Raw genomic sequence first — 18,118 nt, forward strand, 5'->3', positions numbered from 1 at the left:
AGGATCCCGATTCCCATTTTAGCTTTTAGTCTTGCATAAATAATATGCATTGAGCCGCGATCATCGCATTGGGGGGGGTCATTGGCTCCGGACGTCGGTCCGGTCAAATGGCCCGTCCTGGCCTGCGTAGCCTTTCTCGCCGCTGTAACAGTGCACGTTCCATTTCTCAACCTACCACCAGGTGATGCAGTTCATGTTTACCTTCGGTCTTCAGGCATCGACCCTCTAGTTTATAACACTCCTGAAGGGCTGATTCCTATTTATTACCAACGCTACAACGGTATCGTACCGTACCGTGATTACATATTCGAATACCCACCGATACCGGCCGCCACTTTCACTCTCTCAATGATCGCAGCTCTTATTCTCAAATCCGTACATCCTGTAAACCAGAAAGCTCTTACCATACTGCTATTACCGTTGCTCGGAGCAATCTACTTATCCTTCCTATACTGGATCATTTTACGGAACAAAAATCTATCGATCCTAACGCTAGTGGCAACTTCGATTTACATAATTTTAATAATAGTATTTGGATTACCATTATACAAATTCTATTTTACTTTTGTTCTGTTCTGCGCCATCGCTCACGCTACGTTAATGTATCAATTTTGGAGATTAGTTCGCACTTTAGGCAAAGAAGAGTCGCTACTTTTAATGTTATTATCACCAACTGTAATAACATATTCAACAGCGAATTGGGACTTATTCTCTGCAGCTTTTATGACCAAAGGTGTCAGAGAGATACTCTCTGGAAGGGTTAAAGGATTACACTGGTTCGCGCTAGCCGTTCCAGTAAAGTTAATACCGATATTCCCAACCGTAGCATTAACAGTTACATTACTTAAAAGGAAAGAGTTGATAACAGAAGGTCCGAAAGTCATCACCTTAGCCATCCTACCATATATGTTAATCCCGATAATTTCATGGAAAGGATTCTCGAGGTTCATCAAGTTTCACTCCAACTGGTACTGTGAATATGGAATCTGGACACTCCTCTTCAAGGATCTCGACCTAATCAAGATATCCTACTTAGCGTCCGTAGCTGTAACTTATTTAGTCATTGTTATTATACTAAAGAAACGCCACTTCGTGTACGATAGTCTAGATTGTTTACTCAAAGTTACGTACATAATGGTCGCGGCGCCTTTCGTATTTTCTTACATTTTTGCACCTCAAATGTTAATAAATATACTTCCATTTATAATTCCTCTCTACCCCCGACTTGCACCCCTAGTTGACACACTTAATTTCCCTGTTGCTTTCACACTTAAGTTCGATGATTTACATAATTTGAATCCGTTTTCGGCACCGTCCCTAACGTATTTCCTGTCTCAATCGCGAAACGTCCTCCTTCTGGTCACCCTGCTTTTGTCCTTTCATCGGCTTAAGGGCTGCCGCTCGTCAAAAGGGTCCATCAAGACCCGGGGGACGAGTGGTTGAGGGCGGTAGCGCTGCTTAGTGGTGGTAAGGACTCTACGCTGGCCGCACACCTGGCGGTTGAGGACGGTTACGAACTGGTGTACGGGCTCACCGTTATACCGTCTGACTCAGAGAGCATGATGTTCCACGTGCCGAACGCGGGCCTCGGTACGCTGGTGGCGCGGGCGTTGGGACTCGAGCCTTTGAAAGTACGGTCTGGACGTGACGATGAGGCCGATATCGAGGAGATGGCCCTCGTCCTCGATGAGATCGACGTGGACGCGCTGGTCTCCGGGGCCATCGCGTCCAGGTATCAGAAGGAACGGCTCGATAGGTTGTGCGAGGAACTCGGGATCGAACACGTGCATCCGTTGTGGGGTATGGACCCGTTCGAGGAGCTCGAGATCCTGGTAAAATGCGGTTTCGAGGTGGTCGTGATCGGAGTATCGGCGGCCGGTATGGACGAGTCCTGGTTAGGCCGTAGGATCGATCGGGACTTCATCGAGGACGTCCGACGGTTGTACGAGGATTACCGGGTCCACCCGGCTGGTGAAGGGGGTGAATACGAGACTCTAGTCTTGGATGCCCCACTTTTCGAACGTAGGATAGTCCTAGAACGCGTTGAAAAGCGATGGGATGGTTTCTCGGGCGAGTTAATCGTGAAAGAGGCCAGGCTAGTGCCTAAGCGGCGATGATCGGACTGAGCTATGGCAGAGCGCCGTTGGGGCGCGATGAGCGGGGACACGGGGGTGAGCGCGCCTCGAACCGAGGACGAGCGGGACCGGAAACAGTTACATTTATTTTTCTCGAGGTTATACAACTGTCGGGGGCGATCGACTCCGACGTGCCGTGCGTTAGGGGGGTTTTCCGTTGGGTGGCGACGACGGTGGTAAATCCCACGACGTGGGCAACGACGGTAAAGGTGACGATCTTTTCGATCTGTCCGAAATAGACGACGGATCGGATGATGGGCTCGAAGTACCCGACATCGAACTTGACGGAGAGTCGGACGGTTCCGATCAGTCCGGAGGATCCGATCCTGACCATCAGACTGACCATGCTGACCATGAGGATGATATTGAGAACATCCTGTCCTACGACGATACAGACGTCGACGTGTCCAACACGAACGTTAGTATGGCTGAATCCGACTTGGACGCCGATCTGGATTCGAACAGTGAATCGTTCAGCGAATCGAGTAGTGAATCGAACGCGACACAGTACAACGATCAATACCAGGATCTCGACTTCGATCAGAGCACGGAGCAGGTCCAAGATTCGACGTCTGAATCGGTTTCTGATGTGGAGAACGTCTCGGAATCTAACCCTGACGTCGACGTGAACGTTGTTGATGACGACCCGAGTGGTGACGTGAACATCGAAGATATAGACGTCAGCGAAGAAAGCGAAGTCATAAACGAGATCGTGAACGATAACGACAGTTACTACTACGTGGATGAGGACCACTACCTAGACGACCCTTCCTCGAGTTCTCCAACGTCGGACGCCTGGAACTTTGGGTCAGTCGACCCGTCATCGGATTCAAGCGCTTCTGATCCTACACTGGTGTTGGGCTCGGAGGACGATCCGTACATGGTCGTGGACACTCAGGAAGGTCGGGTGGACCTTCTCGTTGGTGATGATCCGACGACTATCGACATGGATCAATCGGAACTCTCGCAGCTACTGGACCTCGTGAACTGGCTCGACGGGAACGTACCGTCCGATATACTGGACCTACTGTACCAGATCCTAGCGTACCTGCTGGAGATATTCTACGGGATCTTTCCGTTAGACCAGATCTTGGGTTGGGTCCAACAGATCTCGGAGTACGCGCTTAGCGGCGAGCTCGACTCCGACGCGCTGGGCCAAATGTTGGACGTACTAGAAACCGCCACCAGCCCGTTACAAGCGGTCGTCGGTCTCACGAGTTTCCTAGGGGACTTCGGCTCGTCCCTACTGGATATTTTCTGAGTACTCTTCCTCATCCCTCAACACTCTCGTTCTATGTCTTGTTAATTTGGAAACATAATCGTATTTTCATGATCATACGATTTACGTATTACCCGTGCATGAAAATTGCAATATAGTACATAGACAACACGATATTAGTGAGTAAATTATATGAGTATTATCGCATGGTCTATGCAAATACAGCGCATTATCGTCAAAAATTTATAATATCGTTTACGCATGGCTCTCCAACGACCATGCATAAACCGTAGTATCAAACATCGAGTTAACGTCCGTGAGGGGTTCAAAAACTCGATTTACTTGCGGGAAAAACAATTCGGTCACGTGATGGCGCTGGCGTATTTCTCGGCCATCTCAATACCTTTTTGTCGTGCCATCTCAGCAGCCATCCTGGCGGCCTCCTGAGCCGCACGACCCGCGTCTTTGGCCATTACCCACCAGAGGACTGATATCTCCAAGAAGGCCCATACACAGATAGCAGCGGCCAGTAATAAGTACTCGACTACTCCTTGGCCTCGGTCCCGAAGCACGTTTTTCGACAACTAAGATCCGCCCCACCGATTTATGGAAACCCGACCCGCGACGCCGAGCGTGTCGGGTACCCCACCAACTCGCACGTCAAAAGGTTGACGGAACTAGCTTAGGCGCCGGGAAGGTGGGTGGAAGCCAGATAAGGTTGGGTTTCCTGAGACGAATCTTAGTACGTGGGTGGGCAAATATCCCGTAAAACCTGGGATGAGGAGCGCTCCCGATACGGTTTCCCGCAGATCGGTGACGAGTGCGGGACCCAACCGACCGCTTCCGTTCTGTTTCCTTCCTAGACTTCTGTTTAGATCTGTAGATGAGCAGTCGCACAACTCTGTGGCAGAGCCGGTCGCACTCCCACTGTTTGTGCGTCTGTAACGTAAAGAATTTAACCGACCGCGCGTGGAGCGGCACGTGGGGGAACGGCCGATGGCCGGATCACCCACAGCCCGTCCCGACGCCACGCCCGTCCGGGCGCCGGAACGTATCCGAGTCCCCAAGCCGCCTCGGGATCCCGTCGAACAAGCCCGGGTCCTACGCGTGCTCCTCGAAACCGTGAGACGCGGAGTGCTCCCGTTCTTGGGTGCGTCGTACCGGTCGGTGAACGGGAAGGTGTATGGGCCGTACTACGAGGCCAGGTGGAAGCCGCGGAAGGGCGAGCGTGGCCGCACCATCTACCTGGGCAAGTCCGAGAACGAGAGTGTTCGGTTCCTTGAAGCGTGGCTGTGGGAGGTACGCAGGGCCGCCCCACGGCTGACCGAACACCGGAAGGCCAAATGGTTCGTCGCGCGTGCCGTTCGGAGGGCGCTCGCGGCGCTCCTGACCCGGTTCGAGGGCGACCTCGAGGAAGCCCTCGGACTAGCGGGTGAGATCCTTCGCAAGGTTGGTAGGATACTGACGGGAACGCCGTTCGACCCACTGCGGACGTACTCCAGGCCGAGGGGTGGTAGAGAGCTCCTCAAGATGCTTCTCGGGCGGTCCACCGGCGAGTTCCGCGACGTTCTCCTGGAGATGCTCAGCCCGTGGCCACCCTGGTACTGTTTGACACTGCTCGAACGTCTTCAGGGGAGAACAGCGGCGCGCGAATACCATCGGGCGAGGGTTCCTCGGCCTGGACCGGCGGTGTAATTCGGGAGGGGTGCCGGGCGAAACCGTCGAGGAATCATCGGAGTTCCAGGACCGCGGCTACGACCTGTCCCAGGGAAACGCCCCCGTCACCCGAGGGAACCTCGTGGTGTTCCAGGAGGTCCGCCCCGTAAAGCTCCCGGAACCCTCTGGTGATCAATTCGTTGTTGAATACTCCTCCCGTGATCGTGATGGGTTCCCGGTCCCGGTGCTCACTTATCACTTCGGCGAATCCCTTGACCAGAGCGCGGTGTGCGGTGAGGGCGTACCGTCGGTCTCCGGTTTCCGCGGCCCGGGCCACGACGCTCGAGACGCGCACAATCCCGTCTCGGATGTCGACGTCCGGTTCGGGCGCGTGATCGACATGAACCGCGACGGCCTCGAGCTTCATCGCGGGCTCTCCCTCGTAGGTCCGTTCGTGACATATCCCTAGAGCCGCGCTGACGGCGTCGAGGAACCGACCGGCGCTCGTCGTCTCGATCGTCGGGTGCTCTATCTGGTGCAGGATCACTTCGACCTCCCGCTCGCCGTGTTTCAGGGCTTGAGGCCATTCCTCGAGCTTCCGGAGTAGGAACTCGTGGATATCTTCCTCCGACCACCCTGCCGCTCGTAAGTGCGCGACCGTCATTCTGAGAGGCCGGTACGTGGCGGCGTCCCCGCCAGGCATGGGCACGGGTTCCAAGTGCCCTATCCGCTCGTACCCGTTCCCGTCCACGTACAGGATCTCGCCGCCCCATGCGCTTCCGTCGTCTCCGTACCCGTACCCGTCCATCACGGCGGCGATCGCGGGTTCCTCGGTCGGGTCGAACCCGTGCTCCGCGAGGCATGCGAGGGCGTGCGCGTGGTGATGCTGTACGCGGACCAGTTCCAGGTCGTGCTCCTCGGACCATCGTTTTGCGAGTCCCGTGGTGGCGAACGACGGATGCAGGTCGCACGCAACCGCGTCGACGTCGTTCCAGTCCAATCGGAGCAGTCGCAGGAACCGTTCGACCGTCTCCTGGAGGAAATCGATCGTTTGTGCCTTAGACGTGTTCCCGATGTGCTGAGTTAGGTATGCCTTCCCTCGATGCAGTACGCAGGCAGTCACGTCGAGCTCGGGCCCGACCGCTACGACGGTGAGGTCGTCCGGCGCCCAGTCGATCTCGATCGGCTCCGGTACGTACCCACGGGAGCGTCGCAGGGGTCGTGGTCCGTCTAGGACGCGCACCACGGAGTCGTCGCATCGTGCGGCGATACGTCGGTCGTGGATCAGGTAGTAATCTGCGATCCCGCGGAGGCGCCTCAGGGCGTCGGAGTTGCGGATCGCCATGGGTTCGCCCGGTGGGTTAGCTGAGGTCATGATGATCGCCGGCTCGTCCAGGAATCGTTCGAACATGATGTGGTGTAGACCCGTGTAAGGGAGCATGACACCGACCGTGTGCAGGTCGGGTGCCACCAGTTCGGAGAGGGGGAAAGGTTCCTTCTTATGTAGGACGACGATGGGCCGGGACGGTTCGGTCAGGAGGTCCTCCGCGGTCCCGTCCACTTCGGCGAAGGTGCGGACATCGTCTAAGGATCCGGACATGACGGCGAAAGGCTGTTGAGGACGTCCTAATCTCTCACGTAGCTCGGCGACTGGTTCGTCTTCGGTGGTCTTGCAGGCGAGATGGAACCCACCGATCCCCTTGATGGCGACTATCTTCCCCTCTTCGATGAGCCTACAAGCCTCGCGGATCGCCTCGAGCTCCTCCCACTCGACGACTTCACCGTCCGAGTTGAGGAGTCGGTACCTAGGACCGCAGCGGGGGCAGCAGACCACCTGAGCGTGGTACCGTCGGTCCTCCGGGTCTTCGAACTCGCGGCGGCACTTCTCGCAGAGCGGGAAATCCACCATCGTTGTGTTCTCGCGGTCGTACGGGATTCCTTCAATGATAGTGAACCGGGGGCCGCAGTTGGTGCATCCAGTGAACGGGTAGAGGTACCTGCGGCTTTTCGGGTCGAAAATTTCCTCCAGGCATTCCTCGCACACCGGCGCGTCCGGGGGGATCTGCAGCTCGACGTCCTTGGATTCTTCGCTCTCGACGATTCGGAAGCCCGGACCTACGTTCTCTTCCGTTTCCTCCACGTGTATTTCGCGTACCCGGGCGAGCGGTGGGTGTTCCTCCTTAAGCCTGTGGATCAGTTCCTCGAGTTCGCTGCGCGTCGCCCTGACTACGATCTCCACCTCGGATCCTAAGTTGCGCACGTGGCCGTCGAGCTCCATCTCCGTGCAGAGACGGTACACGAAGGGGCGGAAGCCGACGCCCTGAACGATACCGCGGACTCGGATCTTCCAGGTTCTCATAGCCCGAACCGCTCTCCTTCCCAGTCCTGATCCGGGAAGTGCTCGTAGAGCACCTCCGCCGCGACTCCGGTCGAGACCCCGGCCCTGGCCGCCAGGTGGACCGTCGAGAGTTCCTTGGCGTGTATGGCTAGGACCATAGGGAGCTCGGCTTCAGCCCGATCGACGTCGGACGCGGCGTCCACGAGGAGGCTAATGTCGACTTCGTCCTTCCATTTCATCTTCCGATTCACGACGCTCCGCTTGGCCAGCTTCTCGGCCACGGAGCCACCGTTCGGGTGCTTGCTGAGAATCGCCCAGAAACCACGCTTCAACACTATCTCCGCTAGCACCTCCTCGTCGTCCAACGCCCGCTCGCCTAGTTCGGTCGGCTCGCAGATCTCGTGATCGGGATGTACCAACAGGTACCGGACCAGCGTCTTGTAGTAACGTAGGAACGTGTTCTCCGAGACGTCCAGTTCGGACATCACGAGCTCCGGGTCACGTAACTCGTCCACGAGCTCCAACATGCGCATCAGCGAGGGAGGGGACAACGGGTTCGTCACGTAAGGTTCGAGGGAGAGCCTCACGCGCCACTGATGGGATGGGAGTAACCTCGCGTACGCGAACGCGTGGACGGAGTTCTCCACGAACTCGGCGTAATCTCGCGGCGTGGTGTTCAGGGTGTAACCGACCGTGCGGCCTAGCAGGTGGTTGGAGATCGCCCCGTCCGTGGCCCTGAGGTACGACATGTCCGGACCGGGTTGGCGCCGCACTTCACCTACACCTACTAGGTACTCGTCCAGCTTCTTCAAGGCCTCGTCGAACGAGCCCACTCCGTCCACGACGAGTTCGGCTGGTTCTACGGTATGCTTTCCCAGGATCTCGTCCAGCAAGCTGGCCTCCCGCAGGGCGGCCATGGTGAGCATCGCACCTTCCCGCGGGTTCTTCAGACTCGAAAGCACCTCCCGAGCCTTCTCGTACTTGTCGTGCACCAATAGCGCAGCTGCCGTCGAGATGATGTATTCGTAATCGTTCGTGAGGCCCGCCTGCCGAATGATCCTGGCGAGTCGCTGGTACAGCGCCTTTACTTCCTTTAGATCAGCCCGCACTTCCATAAGCATCGCTACTGCGTCGTGGTCCAAGTTTCACTCCCCCAGAATGTTAACAGTGTTGATGAGGTCGCGGAACGCGTTCAACTCGAACTCCAGCACCTCCTCCCTATCCACCTCACAGCTCGCTTCGCCGTCGAGCGTGAGACGGTCGGGACCTCGCAACACGACCCTCCCGAAACCGTCACGTTTTAACAATTCCTCCGCCCGTGCGTCGTGAACGAGCGCCCTTCCGGGAAGTACTACGGTTCGCTTTAACGAGGAGACGTCCAACCGTTCCAGGTCCTTCTCCGTGATTAGGCACGCCACGTCCTTCTCGACCGGGACTACGTCTACCCTCTCCCCACCCTCCACGTGTCGGAATACCTCGCGGATCAGGGGGGCCGCAATCCTTCCGGTAATCAACGAACACTCGACTTCGACAGGTGGGAGCAGCTCCCGGAGCTCCTCTCCCAGCGTCCTGAGCGCGAACGGGGCGCCCGTTTCTGGATCCCACAACGGCGTCCCCGTGACCCGGAACGGGAACTCCTCGTGTATTTCCGTCACGATCCGCTTGAACTCGTCCAAGGAGTGAGGTTCTACGTTCAGTACTGGGGAGTTTCCCAGAATGATTCCGTGTTCCTCCCTCGTTCCTAACCGCATCAGGAGGAGCGCGTCGATCCTGAGCTCTTCCAGTCGCTCACACGTCTCCCACAGGACGTCCCCGTCGTTCACACCCGGGATCAGGACGGCCGCCACCATCACCTCCTCGCACCGATCCGCGAACACCTCAAGGCACGCGAGCGAGGCCTCGGGAGACCGATCTCCCATCCACTCCCGCCGGAGCTCCGGATCCCACGCGAATACGGTGTACGAGACGGACCGCACTCCTAGACCGCACAGCTCTTCAACTTCCTCCGGGTCCTCGAACCCTTTCCCGCTCGTATACCCGAGCTGCACGCTCCGAATCCCGAGGTCCCTCAAGCTCGCCACGAGCTCCCGCAGCCACGGATAGTTGCTGATGTCTCCACCGCCGCTCACGGTCACCTCCCGCTCCTGTCGGAACCCGAGGGTCATTCCCACCTCCTGTAGCACGACCCCGGGAGGGCGAAAGGGTCCGTTGTCCTCCCACACGCTTCGACCGCAGTAGTCACATCCGGGGGATCCGGGTGGACAGTTCTTGCAGCCGAAAGGGCGTCTTTCCCCCCAGTTCACCCCACGGAAGTAACAATACCGGCAGAACCCACCACAGTCCACCCCAGGTCGTCCACCAACGTCCGCGAGGGCAGGCGAGGTCTCACCCCCGGTCGTGACCGACCTACCTGAGGGTTAATTAGGTGGCCCCGGGTGCGCGCCCCCGCGCTCCCACTTGATAACACGGTCGGCGGTCCGGTGAATAAGGAAACCCTTTAAAGCTGCAGTCCTGCAGAGTTGTGGGGGCCTGCTTATGGCGCGCGAGAATAAGGACACGGTCGATTTGTACGACGATCGAGGTAACTGCGTAGCCGAAGAAGTTCCCATTGAGGTTCTATCACCGATGCGCAATGAGGCCATTCAGAGTATCGTGAACGACATCAAGCGTACCGTCGCGATCGACCTCGAGGGTGTCGAGAACGCCCTACAGAACGCGACCGTCGGCGGCAAAGGGATGAAGATCCCGGGCCGCGAGATGGACGTTGACGTCGTGGACAACGCCGAGGCGATCGCGGACGAAGTCGAAAAGATGATCCGCGTGTACGAGGACGACGACACGAACGTGGAGCCCATGTACGACGGTAAGCGTCTCCTCGTGCAGCTCCCGTCCGAGCGTGTGAAGGTCATGGCCGACCCGTATTCCGGTACCCTGCAAGCTGGTATGGCGGTCGTGCACGCGATCATCGACGTCTGCGAGGTCGACATGTGGGACGCTAATATGGTCAAGGCGGCCGTCTTCGGTCGCTACCCGCAGACGATCGACTACTTCGGCGGCAACGTCGCCTCGATGCTGGACGTGCCGATGAAGCAGGAGGGTGTCGGCTACGCCCTACGTAACATCATGGTGAACCACGTCGTGGCCGCGACCAGGAAGAACGCCATGCAGGCCGTGTGTCTGGCCGCGACGCTCGAGCAGACCGCGATGTTCGAAATGGGTGACGCCCTCGGTCCGTTCGAGCGCCTGCACCTGCTAGGTTACGCTTACCAGGGTCTGAACGCGGACAACATGGTGTACGACATCGTTAAGAAGCACGGTAAGGAGGGTACGGTGGGCACCGTCGTCCGCGAAGTCGTCGAGCGTGCACTCGAGGACGGTGTGATCGAGGTTAAGGAGGAACTCCCGTCCGGGTTCAAGGTGTACAAGGCCAACGACATGGATCTCTGGAACGCCTACGCCGCCGCCGGACTCGTGGCCGCAGTCATGGTCAACCAGGGTGCCGCCCGAGCGGCTCAGGGTGTCAGTGCGACGATCTTGTACTACAACGACCTGCTCGAGTACGAGACCGGATTACCCGGTGTCGACTTCGGACGAGCCGAGGGTACTGCGGTTGGATTCAGCTTCTTCAGCCACTCGATTTACGGGGGAGGTGGCCCGGGTATCTTCCACGGTAACCACATCGTGACCAGGCACTCCAAGGGCTTCGCGATTCCGCCCGTGGCGGCGGCGATGGCCCTGGACGCCGGTACTCAAATGTTCAGTCCGGAGGTCACCAGCAAGCTGATCGGTGACGTGTTCGGTGAGATCGACGAGTTCCGGGAACCGATGAAGTACATCATTGAGGCCGCCGCGGAGGAGGCGAAGCGTTAAGCTCCTCCCTTCATAACAACGCCCCGCCCGCGATATCGTTTCGTAACCCATAACGAAAGGGGGAACGGCCTTGTCGGAGAAGGAGCGTCCACGCATGTTGGAGCGCAAGATCCCTGAAGGAGCAAAGCCCGAGGTGCAGATATTCCCGCAACGCCTGCTCAGCGCGGCTACCACGGAGAAGCTCCTGAACGGACTGCTGGAGAGTGTCGAGGGTATCGGACGCATCGTGATCCACGGTCCGGGACTCCCCAAGGCGGTCCCCTTCGGACCCGCTCGCGGTAAACCGGTCAAGCACCCGGAAAGACGTCCGATCGAGGTTCACGGCGAGAAGGTCCCAATGAAGATCCAGACGGGACAGATCATCGTCGAGATCGAGGACGAAGACCGACTCGATGACATCGTCGAAGAGATCGAGGAGATCTGTCGTGAGATCCTGCCCTGCGACTTCGAGGTTCAGGTTGGGAGGTTCACCCGACACAGACCCACCGTTACCGACTACCTGAAGTTCGGCGAGGAGGGTGTCAAGAAGCTCGACAAACGTCTCCTGGGACTCGTCGAGCCTCGAGCCCGGCTGGCCGACAGGGTCTCCGTCCTCAAGAAGAAGGGGGAGGACTAACCTCGCGAGTGGGCCGCGAGACCTACGCCGTCGACTGCCGAGCCGCTATGGGGATGGGCAAAGGTGGTAGTCTGGCGCAGCGGGGTACCATAGCCGAGACAGAGATCACCGAGGTTGTCGCCGTCGCGATGTCGCCCGGCTCCCGACACATCACCAAACCCGTGTGCGAGATCACCTACGCCCTCCGAGAAGCCGGGATTCATACGAGCGTCCTGGTACTCAACGCTGGATCCGGCGTCCCGGCCGAAGCTCCCGTTCGGACGGGTGCCACGATGGGGATAGAACCTGAGGAGATCGAGCGCATTAACCGGCACGAGGTCGCCGTGATTCACCTCGGTAACGTCAAACAACACATCGTGTGGAAAGCCCGGCTAATCCTCAAACACTGCGACATCCCCGCGGTCATAGTGTGTCAGACCCCCGTGGACTTCGAGGACTTCGCCGAGGTAGGGTGCCGTACCCGCATCGTGGAACCACCGGAGCCCGAAACGGTAGGGGAGGTGGTCGAGATCGTCACCGGTGTGATCCGAGGAGAGACCGTCCCCTCGGACAAGATCAACGAGATCGTCCGCAAGGTCAGACGCGCCTTACGTTACGCCCGTCGGAGGTCTCGGTGACTTATTACTTCTCACGGTCATCGTGTTATTGCGTCCTCTTCCGAGTACCGTTCGTGGATAACCCAGCCTCGGTCGAAATCCCTTTAAAATGACCCAGTACTTACACCCGGGGGGCCGATATCATGGGTTTGAAGGAGGAGATGGCTGAGAAAGCTCAGTTCTATCCAGGTGAGACCGACGTAGCCGAAAACCGTCGCAAGTACGTGAACCCGAATTATGAATTAAAGAAGCTCCGTGAGATCCCGGACGAAGACATCGTCCGGCTGATGGGTCACCGCGAGCCAGGTGAAGAGTATCCGAGTGTGCACCCGCCGCTGGAGGAGATGGAGGAGCCCGAGTGTCCGATCCGCGAGCTCGTCGAGCCGACGGAGGGCGCCAAGGCCGGCGACCGAATCCGATACATCCAGTTCGCAGACTCCGTCTACTTCGCACCTATCCACCCGTACATCCGCGCCCGTATGTACATGTGGCGCTACCGCGGAGTCGACACCGGAACCCTGTCCGGTCGACAGATCATCGAGGTCCGTGAGCGCGACCTTGAGAAGATCGCCAAGGAGCTCCTCGAGACCGAGATCTTCGACCCGGCCAGGTCCGGCGTTCGAGGAGCGACCGTGCACGGACATTCCCTCCGACTGGACGAGAACGGCCTCATGTTCGACGCCCTACGTCGTTACCGCTTGAACGAGGAGACGGGCGAGGTCGAGTACGTCAAGGATCAAGTTGGTATCGAGCTCGACGAGCCGATTCCCGTAGGTGCGCCGGCCGATGAGGACGACCTGAAGGAGCGCACGACGATCTACCGTATAGACGGTACCCCGTACAGGGAAGACGAAGAACTCTTACAGGTCGTCCAGCGGATCCACGAGCTGCGCACACTGGCAGGTTATCGGCCAGAAAAGGCAGAAGGTAAGTAATTCCCACTCACACATGCTCATACGGAACAACCATGAAGTATTTTGGAAACGCTTATAACGTTCTCGACCTACCATCCGGTCGGGGAGGATCACGATGTCCTCGGCTGAGGAGAAGCTCTTCATGAAGGCGCTCAAGGAGAAGTTCGAGGAGAGTCCCGAGGAAAAGTACACTAAGTTCTACATCTTCGGCGGTTGGGAGCAGTCCGAACGTAAGAAGGAGTTCAAGGAGTGGGCCGACAAGATCGCCGAGGAGCGTGGAGTTCCGCACTACAACCCGGACATCGGTGTTCCACTCGGCCAGCGCAAGCTCATGTCGTACCAGGTCTCCGGCACGGACGTGTTCGTCGAGGGTGACGACCTGCACTTCGTGAACAATGCCGCAATGCAGCAGATGTGGGACGACATCCGCCGTACCGTCATCGTCGGAATGGACACCGCTCACCGCGTGTTGGAGCGCCGACTGGGTAAGGAGGTAACCCCGGAGACAATTAACGAGTATATGGAGACCCTGAACCACGCGCTACCTGGTGGTGCGGTCGTTCAAGAGCACATGGTGGAGATCCACCCGGGTCTGACCTGGGACTGCTACGCCAAGATCATCACGGGTGACCTCGAGCTCGCCGACGAGATCGACGACAAGTTCCTGATCGACATCGAGAAGCTGTTCCCGGAGGAGCAGGCCGAACAGTTGATCAAGGCGATCGGTAACCGGACGTACCAGGTCTGCCGCATGCCGACGATCGTGGGTCACGTCTGTGACGGAGCGACAATGTACCGATGGGCCGCGATGCAGATCGCGATGTCGTTCATCTGTGCGTACAAGATCGCGGCCGGAGAAGCTGCCGTGTCGGACTTCGCGTTCGCGAGCAAGCACGCCGAAGTGATCAACATGGGTGAGATGTTGCCTGCGCGGCGGGCTCGTGGTGAGAACGAGCCTGGTGGTATCCCGTTCGGCGTGCTGGCTGATTGTGTACAGACTATGAGGAAGTACCCGGATGATCCTGCCAAGGTCGCTCTCGAGGTGATCGCCGCCGGAGCGATGCTTTACGACCAGATCTGGCTAGGATCCTACATGTCGGGAGGAGTCGGCTTCACACAGTATGCAACGGCCGTGTACACGGATAATATCCTTGACGATTACGTGTACTACGGTCTTGAGTACGTCGAGGACAAGTACGGGCTCGCCGAGGCTGACCCGAGTATGGACGTGGTGAAGGACGTCGCGACCGAGGTGACTCTGTACGGTTTGGAGCAGTACGAGAGGTACCCGGCGGCTATGGAGACGCACTTCGGTGGTTCACAGCGGGCTGCGGTCTGTGCTGCTGCCGCGGGTTGTAGTGTATCGTTCGCGACAGGTCACGCGCAGGCTGGCCTCAACGGTTGGTACCTATCGCAGATCACGCACAAAGAGGGTCATGGTCGTCTAGGGTTCTACGGGTACGACTTGCAGGACCAGTGCGGTGCCGCCAACACTCTGAGCGTGAGGAGCGACGAGGGACTGCCGCTCGAACTGCGTGGTCCGAACTACCCGAACTACGCTATGAACGTGGGTCACCTGGGCGAGTACGCCGGTATCGTGCAAGCAGCGCACGCGGCACGAGGCGACGCGTTCTGCGCCCATCCGGTGATCAAGGTAGCGTTCGCCGACGAGAACCTAGTCTTCGACTTCACAGAACCGAGAAAAGAGTTCGCGAAGGGCGCACTACGAGAATTCGAACCCGCAGGCGAGCGAGACCTCATCATACCGGCGGAGTAACGCCCACACCCCGTCCTAATTTCACAACATTTTTTAGACCGAGAGCACATGCGAAATCGTTTCAGCACCCTTAACGTGAGTTCATTTCCGTGGTTCTCAACTCGAGTTTAGGGGGTTACGTCCTTGGTAGGGTTCACCGAGATCGGTTTAGCGGCCGCGATGGGCGCGCTGGCCACCGTAGCCGGAGCGTTCGAGGACGCCGAGTCGGACGTGGGGTCCCAGTCCAACCCGAACTCGCAGGTCCAGCTAGCTCCGCAGATGATGAACTTCCACAGATACTTCAACAAGGCGATCTCGGGAGAACCTGTTTCCTACATGCTGTACGGAGCGATCGCCGGTACGGTAACTTGGGTGATGATGACAAAGTTCGGGCTTCCGTTCCTGGCCGCCGCGGCGGTAGGTGTCGGTGTGAACGCGCTAATTCACATGGTGTTCGCGACTACGTCCCACTTGGGTAGAATGGCGAGCGCGGCCGAGTTCGGACACCCAATCTACCTGGACGTCGTACTCTCACACCTCGGGCCGATCGCGGGTTTCGGAGGTATCGCGACCTTCGCGATAGTATCGCTGGCTTACATCCAATGGGCGCTCCTAAAACATCCGTTCCCACTTCCGCTACTGGCCGCACTGTGGGGTGTAACGGTCGGCGCGATCGGGTCTTCTACGGGAGACGTACACTACGGTGCCGAGCGCTTATACCAGCACTACCCGTTCGGAGGCGGAGTCCCCGTAGCCGCTCACGGTAACATCACACGGAAGGCCGAGACCGGAATCCGGAACTCGATGGACAGCGTCTACTTCTGCGCCAAGTTCGGTAACCCGCTCACCGGCCTGTGTTTCGGTCTGGTGGTGTTCTTCAGCACCTGGGCTGGCCTGTTCGGACAGTGGGGCGCCGTGATCGCTATGGGTCTAGTCACGCTCAGCTGCCTGATCGTGAGTAACCGCGTGGAGAAGAAGGCCCGCGAGAGCTACGGTACCTACGAGGATGTCGAGATGGACGAAATCTGCGACCCAGTGTAAGGGGGACCCCGCGTTGGGTGAGTCCGCCAAGCTGAACGCTCGAGGGTTCGGGATCGCCCTATCCCTGATCGCCGTGGCGACGATACTGGCAGCCTTCGGACACTTCTGGACGTCCGTGAACAAGCTGTTCGCGGTGCTGGTCCTGATCACGTTGGGTAGTATCATGGTGAACGTCGGTGTACACTACGTGCCGGTGGGAGGCGCTCCGGCCGCGATGGCGACGGCGACTGGAGTTGGTACGGGTACCACCCAGCTGGCGGCGGGATCCGGACTGACCGGACTCATCACGGCGGCGGCTATGAGCCAGAAGCCGTTCCTAGTGATCCTGTGGAACGGTGCCCTCGGAGCCGCCACGATGATGGCCATCACTATGATGGTGGGTAACTTCATCTACGTCTACGGCGTCGGTTGTCCACCGTGCTCCGCCAAGGTCGACAAGGACCCGATCACTGGCTGGGACCAGGAGGCGTACGTCACGCCAGGTACGGAGGGTCATGGAATCCCGACGGTCAGCTTCGTGAGCGGGATCTTCGGAGGACTGCTCGGAGGTTCCGGCGGTGCGATGGTGTACTACGCACTCTACAAGGTGCTCGGGATGAGCGCGGCGCTGGCCGGAGTACTGGCCATGGGCTTCTTCTACGCGAACGCGGTGCTGGCGTCGTACAACATCGGAGGTACGATCGAGGGTTACCATGACCCGAAGTTCACTAGGCTTCCGAAGGCGGTCGTATGTTCCTTAGTGTTCGGTATAGTGGCGTCCTTGATCGCGTATTACCTCTCGACTGTTATGTAATGGGGGAGTGTGAGGGACCTTGATCCTGCGCACACTCCTTATCTCCGCCGTAGCACCGGGCGGTGAGGAGGAAGAGGCCGAAGTCGCCGTGGCGATCTCGCCCTTGAAACTGATGACGGCCGGTCTGATCTGCGGAATACTCGGTGCCGCTTTCGCTTGGGTCCACCCGTTGATTCCGGCGTTGGCAGTGATTCCGGTGGTGGCCTGGGGTGCCGACGCGGTTAGGAGGGTCGCGGGCTACGGACTGGGTACAGGAGTGCCTTCTATCGGTTTCATGGGACTCGGTGGTGGATCCGTCGCCGCGATCCTGGCGGCGGCGCTATCCGGTAACATCATGCCCGCATGGGCGGCGGCAATAATCGGAACCGTCATCGGTGCCGGCGTTGGAGCGCTGCTCGGCATCCTGGACCGCCGCGTGATCAAGATGAAGATCCCGGTGATGGAGCGTTGTAGCACCGAGATCGTAGCGTCCGGAACGCTGGCGCTGATCTGTCTCATGGCAGCCGTCGCCGGTGACTTCACGTGGTCCGCGGTGTACTCCAAGGTGATCACGACAGGTCTTATCGCCGTCCTCTGGGTGATCTGCGCTATCTCGCTGTTGCACCCGTTCAACGCGTGTCTCGGACCCAGCGAGACGCAGGATCGAACGCTGTGGTTGGGCGCGGAGTGCGGATCTCTCTGCACAGTCGTGGCGGGACTAGCGACGGCCAACCCGGTGGTACTACTGGCAGGTGCGGCCGCTTGGTTGATCACCTTCTGGAAGTTCTGGGAACTGACGAAGCGTGACGCTGCGGACGTAGTGTGGACCGGAATCGTACCCAAGGGCGAGTAAGGGGTGAGGTACCTTGGCGATCGTGCTCATCGACCCGGAGAGCCAGATCGCGATGGATGCCGCGACCGGGGCCGTAGCGGAGTGGAGCGAGGACGTGGTGACGCTGGACGTCATGCCGCTGTACGAGAAGGTTGAGGAGCTCGATCAATACGTTAACGACATGATGCGTGCCATGGACCCATCCACCACGACTTGGGGCACGCTGCCCGGTCGCGAGGGTGCACATGAGACGGCCAGCTTCCTTACCAACTTCACCCACGGTTTCGTCATAGGTACGATGATAGTGGCGCTCGTAGCTTTCACCCTCGCGGCCGTGTACAAGCTCCACGCCCTGCGCCTTCTCGGCCTTTAA

The 18,118-nt window shown here is 58.6% G+C and carries 16 protein-coding genes and 1 pseudogene; 13 read left to right on the forward strand and 4 right to left on the reverse strand.

The features are described 5' to 3' along the window. Positions 1-81: 81 nt before the first annotated feature. From BW919_RS04175 to BW919_RS04185, 3 genes are all read left to right on the forward strand, one after another. Positions 82-1,443 carry a hypothetical protein gene (locus BW919_RS04175; RefSeq protein WP_088335791.1) on the forward strand — a complete coding sequence of 454 codons (1,362 nt, stop codon included), beginning with the start codon at positions 82-84 and terminating at the stop codon, positions 1,441-1,443. Continuing rightward, entirely contained in the window at positions 1,440-2,117 is a 678-nt protein-coding gene (locus BW919_RS04180) for a diphthine--ammonia ligase (protein WP_157666018.1), read from the forward strand. The genes BW919_RS04175 and BW919_RS04180 overlap by 4 nt, the downstream gene beginning before the upstream one ends. A gap of 175 nt (positions 2,118-2,292) precedes the next feature. Next, the gene (locus BW919_RS04185) at positions 2,293-3,396 is read left to right on the forward strand and encodes a hypothetical protein (RefSeq protein WP_088335793.1); all 1,104 of its coding nucleotides are present in this window, start codon (positions 2,293-2,295) and stop codon (positions 3,394-3,396) included. Between the two features lie 320 nt (positions 3,397-3,716). Here BW919_RS04185 and BW919_RS04190 read toward each other — a convergent pair whose 3' ends face one another. Continuing rightward, positions 3,717-3,938: a hypothetical protein gene (locus BW919_RS04190; RefSeq protein WP_088335794.1), complete on the reverse strand. Its 222-nt coding sequence runs from the start codon at positions 3,936-3,938 to the stop codon at positions 3,717-3,719. A 412-nt stretch (positions 3,939-4,350) separates the two neighbouring features. Here BW919_RS04190 and BW919_RS04195 point away from each other — a divergent pair, with 412 nt between their 5' ends. Then, a complete protein-coding gene (locus BW919_RS04195) occupies positions 4,351-5,049 on the forward strand; it encodes a DUF1678 family protein (RefSeq protein ID WP_088335795.1) in 699 nt (232 codons plus the stop codon). Between the two features lie 34 nt (positions 5,050-5,083). Here the strand turns inward: BW919_RS04195 and hypF are convergent, their stop codons facing one another. From hypF to mmp10, 3 genes and pseudogenes are all read right to left on the reverse strand, one after another. Beyond that, positions 5,084-7,369: a carbamoyltransferase HypF gene (hypF, locus tag BW919_RS04200; protein ID WP_088335796.1), complete on the reverse strand. Its 2,286-nt coding sequence runs from the start codon at positions 7,367-7,369 to the stop codon at positions 5,084-5,086. Then, complete coding sequence (locus tag BW919_RS04205) at positions 7,366-8,490, reverse strand: hypothetical protein (protein WP_088335797.1); 1,125 nt, start codon at positions 8,488-8,490, stop codon at positions 7,366-7,368. The genes hypF and BW919_RS04205 overlap by 4 nt, the downstream gene beginning before the upstream one ends. A 3-nt stretch (positions 8,491-8,493) precedes the next feature. Continuing rightward, positions 8,494-9,699 (reverse strand): annotated as a pseudogene (gene mmp10, locus BW919_RS04210) (methyl coenzyme M reductase-arginine methyltransferase Mmp10); the annotation flags it as partial. Positions 9,700-9,883: 184 nt separating this feature from the next. Here mmp10 and mcrB point away from each other — a divergent pair. The 9 genes from mcrB (at position 9,884) to BW919_RS04255 (ending at position 18,118) form a co-directional block, all read left to right on the forward strand. After that, positions 9,884-11,218: a coenzyme-B sulfoethylthiotransferase subunit beta gene (gene mcrB, locus BW919_RS04215; protein ID WP_088335799.1), complete on the forward strand. Its 1,335-nt coding sequence runs from the start codon at positions 9,884-9,886 to the stop codon at positions 11,216-11,218. Between the two features lie 70 nt (positions 11,219-11,288). After that, the gene (mcrD, locus tag BW919_RS04220) at positions 11,289-11,834 is read left to right on the forward strand and encodes a methyl-coenzyme M reductase operon protein D (RefSeq protein WP_232452846.1); all 546 of its coding nucleotides are present in this window, start codon (positions 11,289-11,291) and stop codon (positions 11,832-11,834) included. 8 nt (positions 11,835-11,842) lie between these two features. Further along, positions 11,843-12,451, forward strand: coding sequence for a methyl-coenzyme M reductase I operon protein C (mcrC, locus tag BW919_RS04225; RefSeq protein ID WP_088335800.1), 609 nt, complete (start codon positions 11,843-11,845; stop codon positions 12,449-12,451). 140 nt (positions 12,452-12,591) lie between these two features. Continuing rightward, entirely contained in the window at positions 12,592-13,365 is a 774-nt protein-coding gene (mcrG, locus tag BW919_RS04230) for a coenzyme-B sulfoethylthiotransferase subunit gamma (RefSeq protein ID WP_088336492.1), read from the forward strand. A 94-nt stretch (positions 13,366-13,459) separates the two neighbouring features. Further along, complete coding sequence (mcrA, locus tag BW919_RS04235) at positions 13,460-15,121, forward strand: coenzyme-B sulfoethylthiotransferase subunit alpha (RefSeq protein WP_088335801.1); 1,662 nt, start codon at positions 13,460-13,462, stop codon at positions 15,119-15,121. A 123-nt stretch (positions 15,122-15,244) separates the two neighbouring features. After that, on the forward strand, positions 15,245-16,141 hold the full coding sequence (gene mtrE, locus BW919_RS04240) for a tetrahydromethanopterin S-methyltransferase subunit E (RefSeq protein WP_088335802.1): 897 nt from the start codon (positions 15,245-15,247) through the stop codon (positions 16,139-16,141). A gap of 115 nt (positions 16,142-16,256) precedes the next feature. Then, positions 16,257-16,934 (forward strand): tetrahydromethanopterin S-methyltransferase subunit D, encoded by a 678-nt coding sequence (mtrD, locus tag BW919_RS04245; RefSeq protein ID WP_198324676.1) that lies wholly within the window; start codon positions 16,257-16,259, stop codon positions 16,932-16,934. Between the two features lie 19 nt (positions 16,935-16,953). Further along, a complete protein-coding gene (gene mtrC, locus BW919_RS04250) occupies positions 16,954-17,766 on the forward strand; it encodes a tetrahydromethanopterin S-methyltransferase subunit MtrC (RefSeq protein WP_088335803.1) in 813 nt (270 codons plus the stop codon). Between the two features lie 22 nt (positions 17,767-17,788). Beyond that, positions 17,789-18,118 (forward strand): tetrahydromethanopterin S-methyltransferase subunit B, encoded by a 330-nt coding sequence (locus BW919_RS04255; RefSeq protein ID WP_232452948.1) that lies wholly within the window; start codon positions 17,789-17,791, stop codon positions 18,116-18,118.

Source organism: Methanopyrus sp. KOL6, assembly GCF_002201915.1.
Taxonomy (GTDB): domain Archaea; phylum JAADCQ01; class Methanopyri; order Methanopyrales; family Methanopyraceae; genus Methanopyrus.

Coding starts and splice junctions, on each gene's coding strand:
- BW919_RS04195 (WP_088335795.1), top strand. CDS start 4,351: ATGGCCGGATCACCCACAGCCCGTCCCGACGCCACGCCCGTCCGGGCG.
- hypF (WP_088335796.1), bottom strand. CDS start 7,369: ATGAGAACCTGGAAGATCCGAGTCCGCGGTATCGTTCAGGGCGTCGGC.
- mcrB (WP_088335799.1), top strand. CDS start 9,884: ATGGCGCGCGAGAATAAGGACACGGTCGATTTGTACGACGATCGAGGT.
- mcrG (WP_088336492.1), top strand. CDS start 12,592: ATGGCTGAGAAAGCTCAGTTCTATCCAGGTGAGACCGACGTAGCCGAA.
- mcrA (WP_088335801.1), top strand. CDS start 13,460: ATGTCCTCGGCTGAGGAGAAGCTCTTCATGAAGGCGCTCAAGGAGAAG.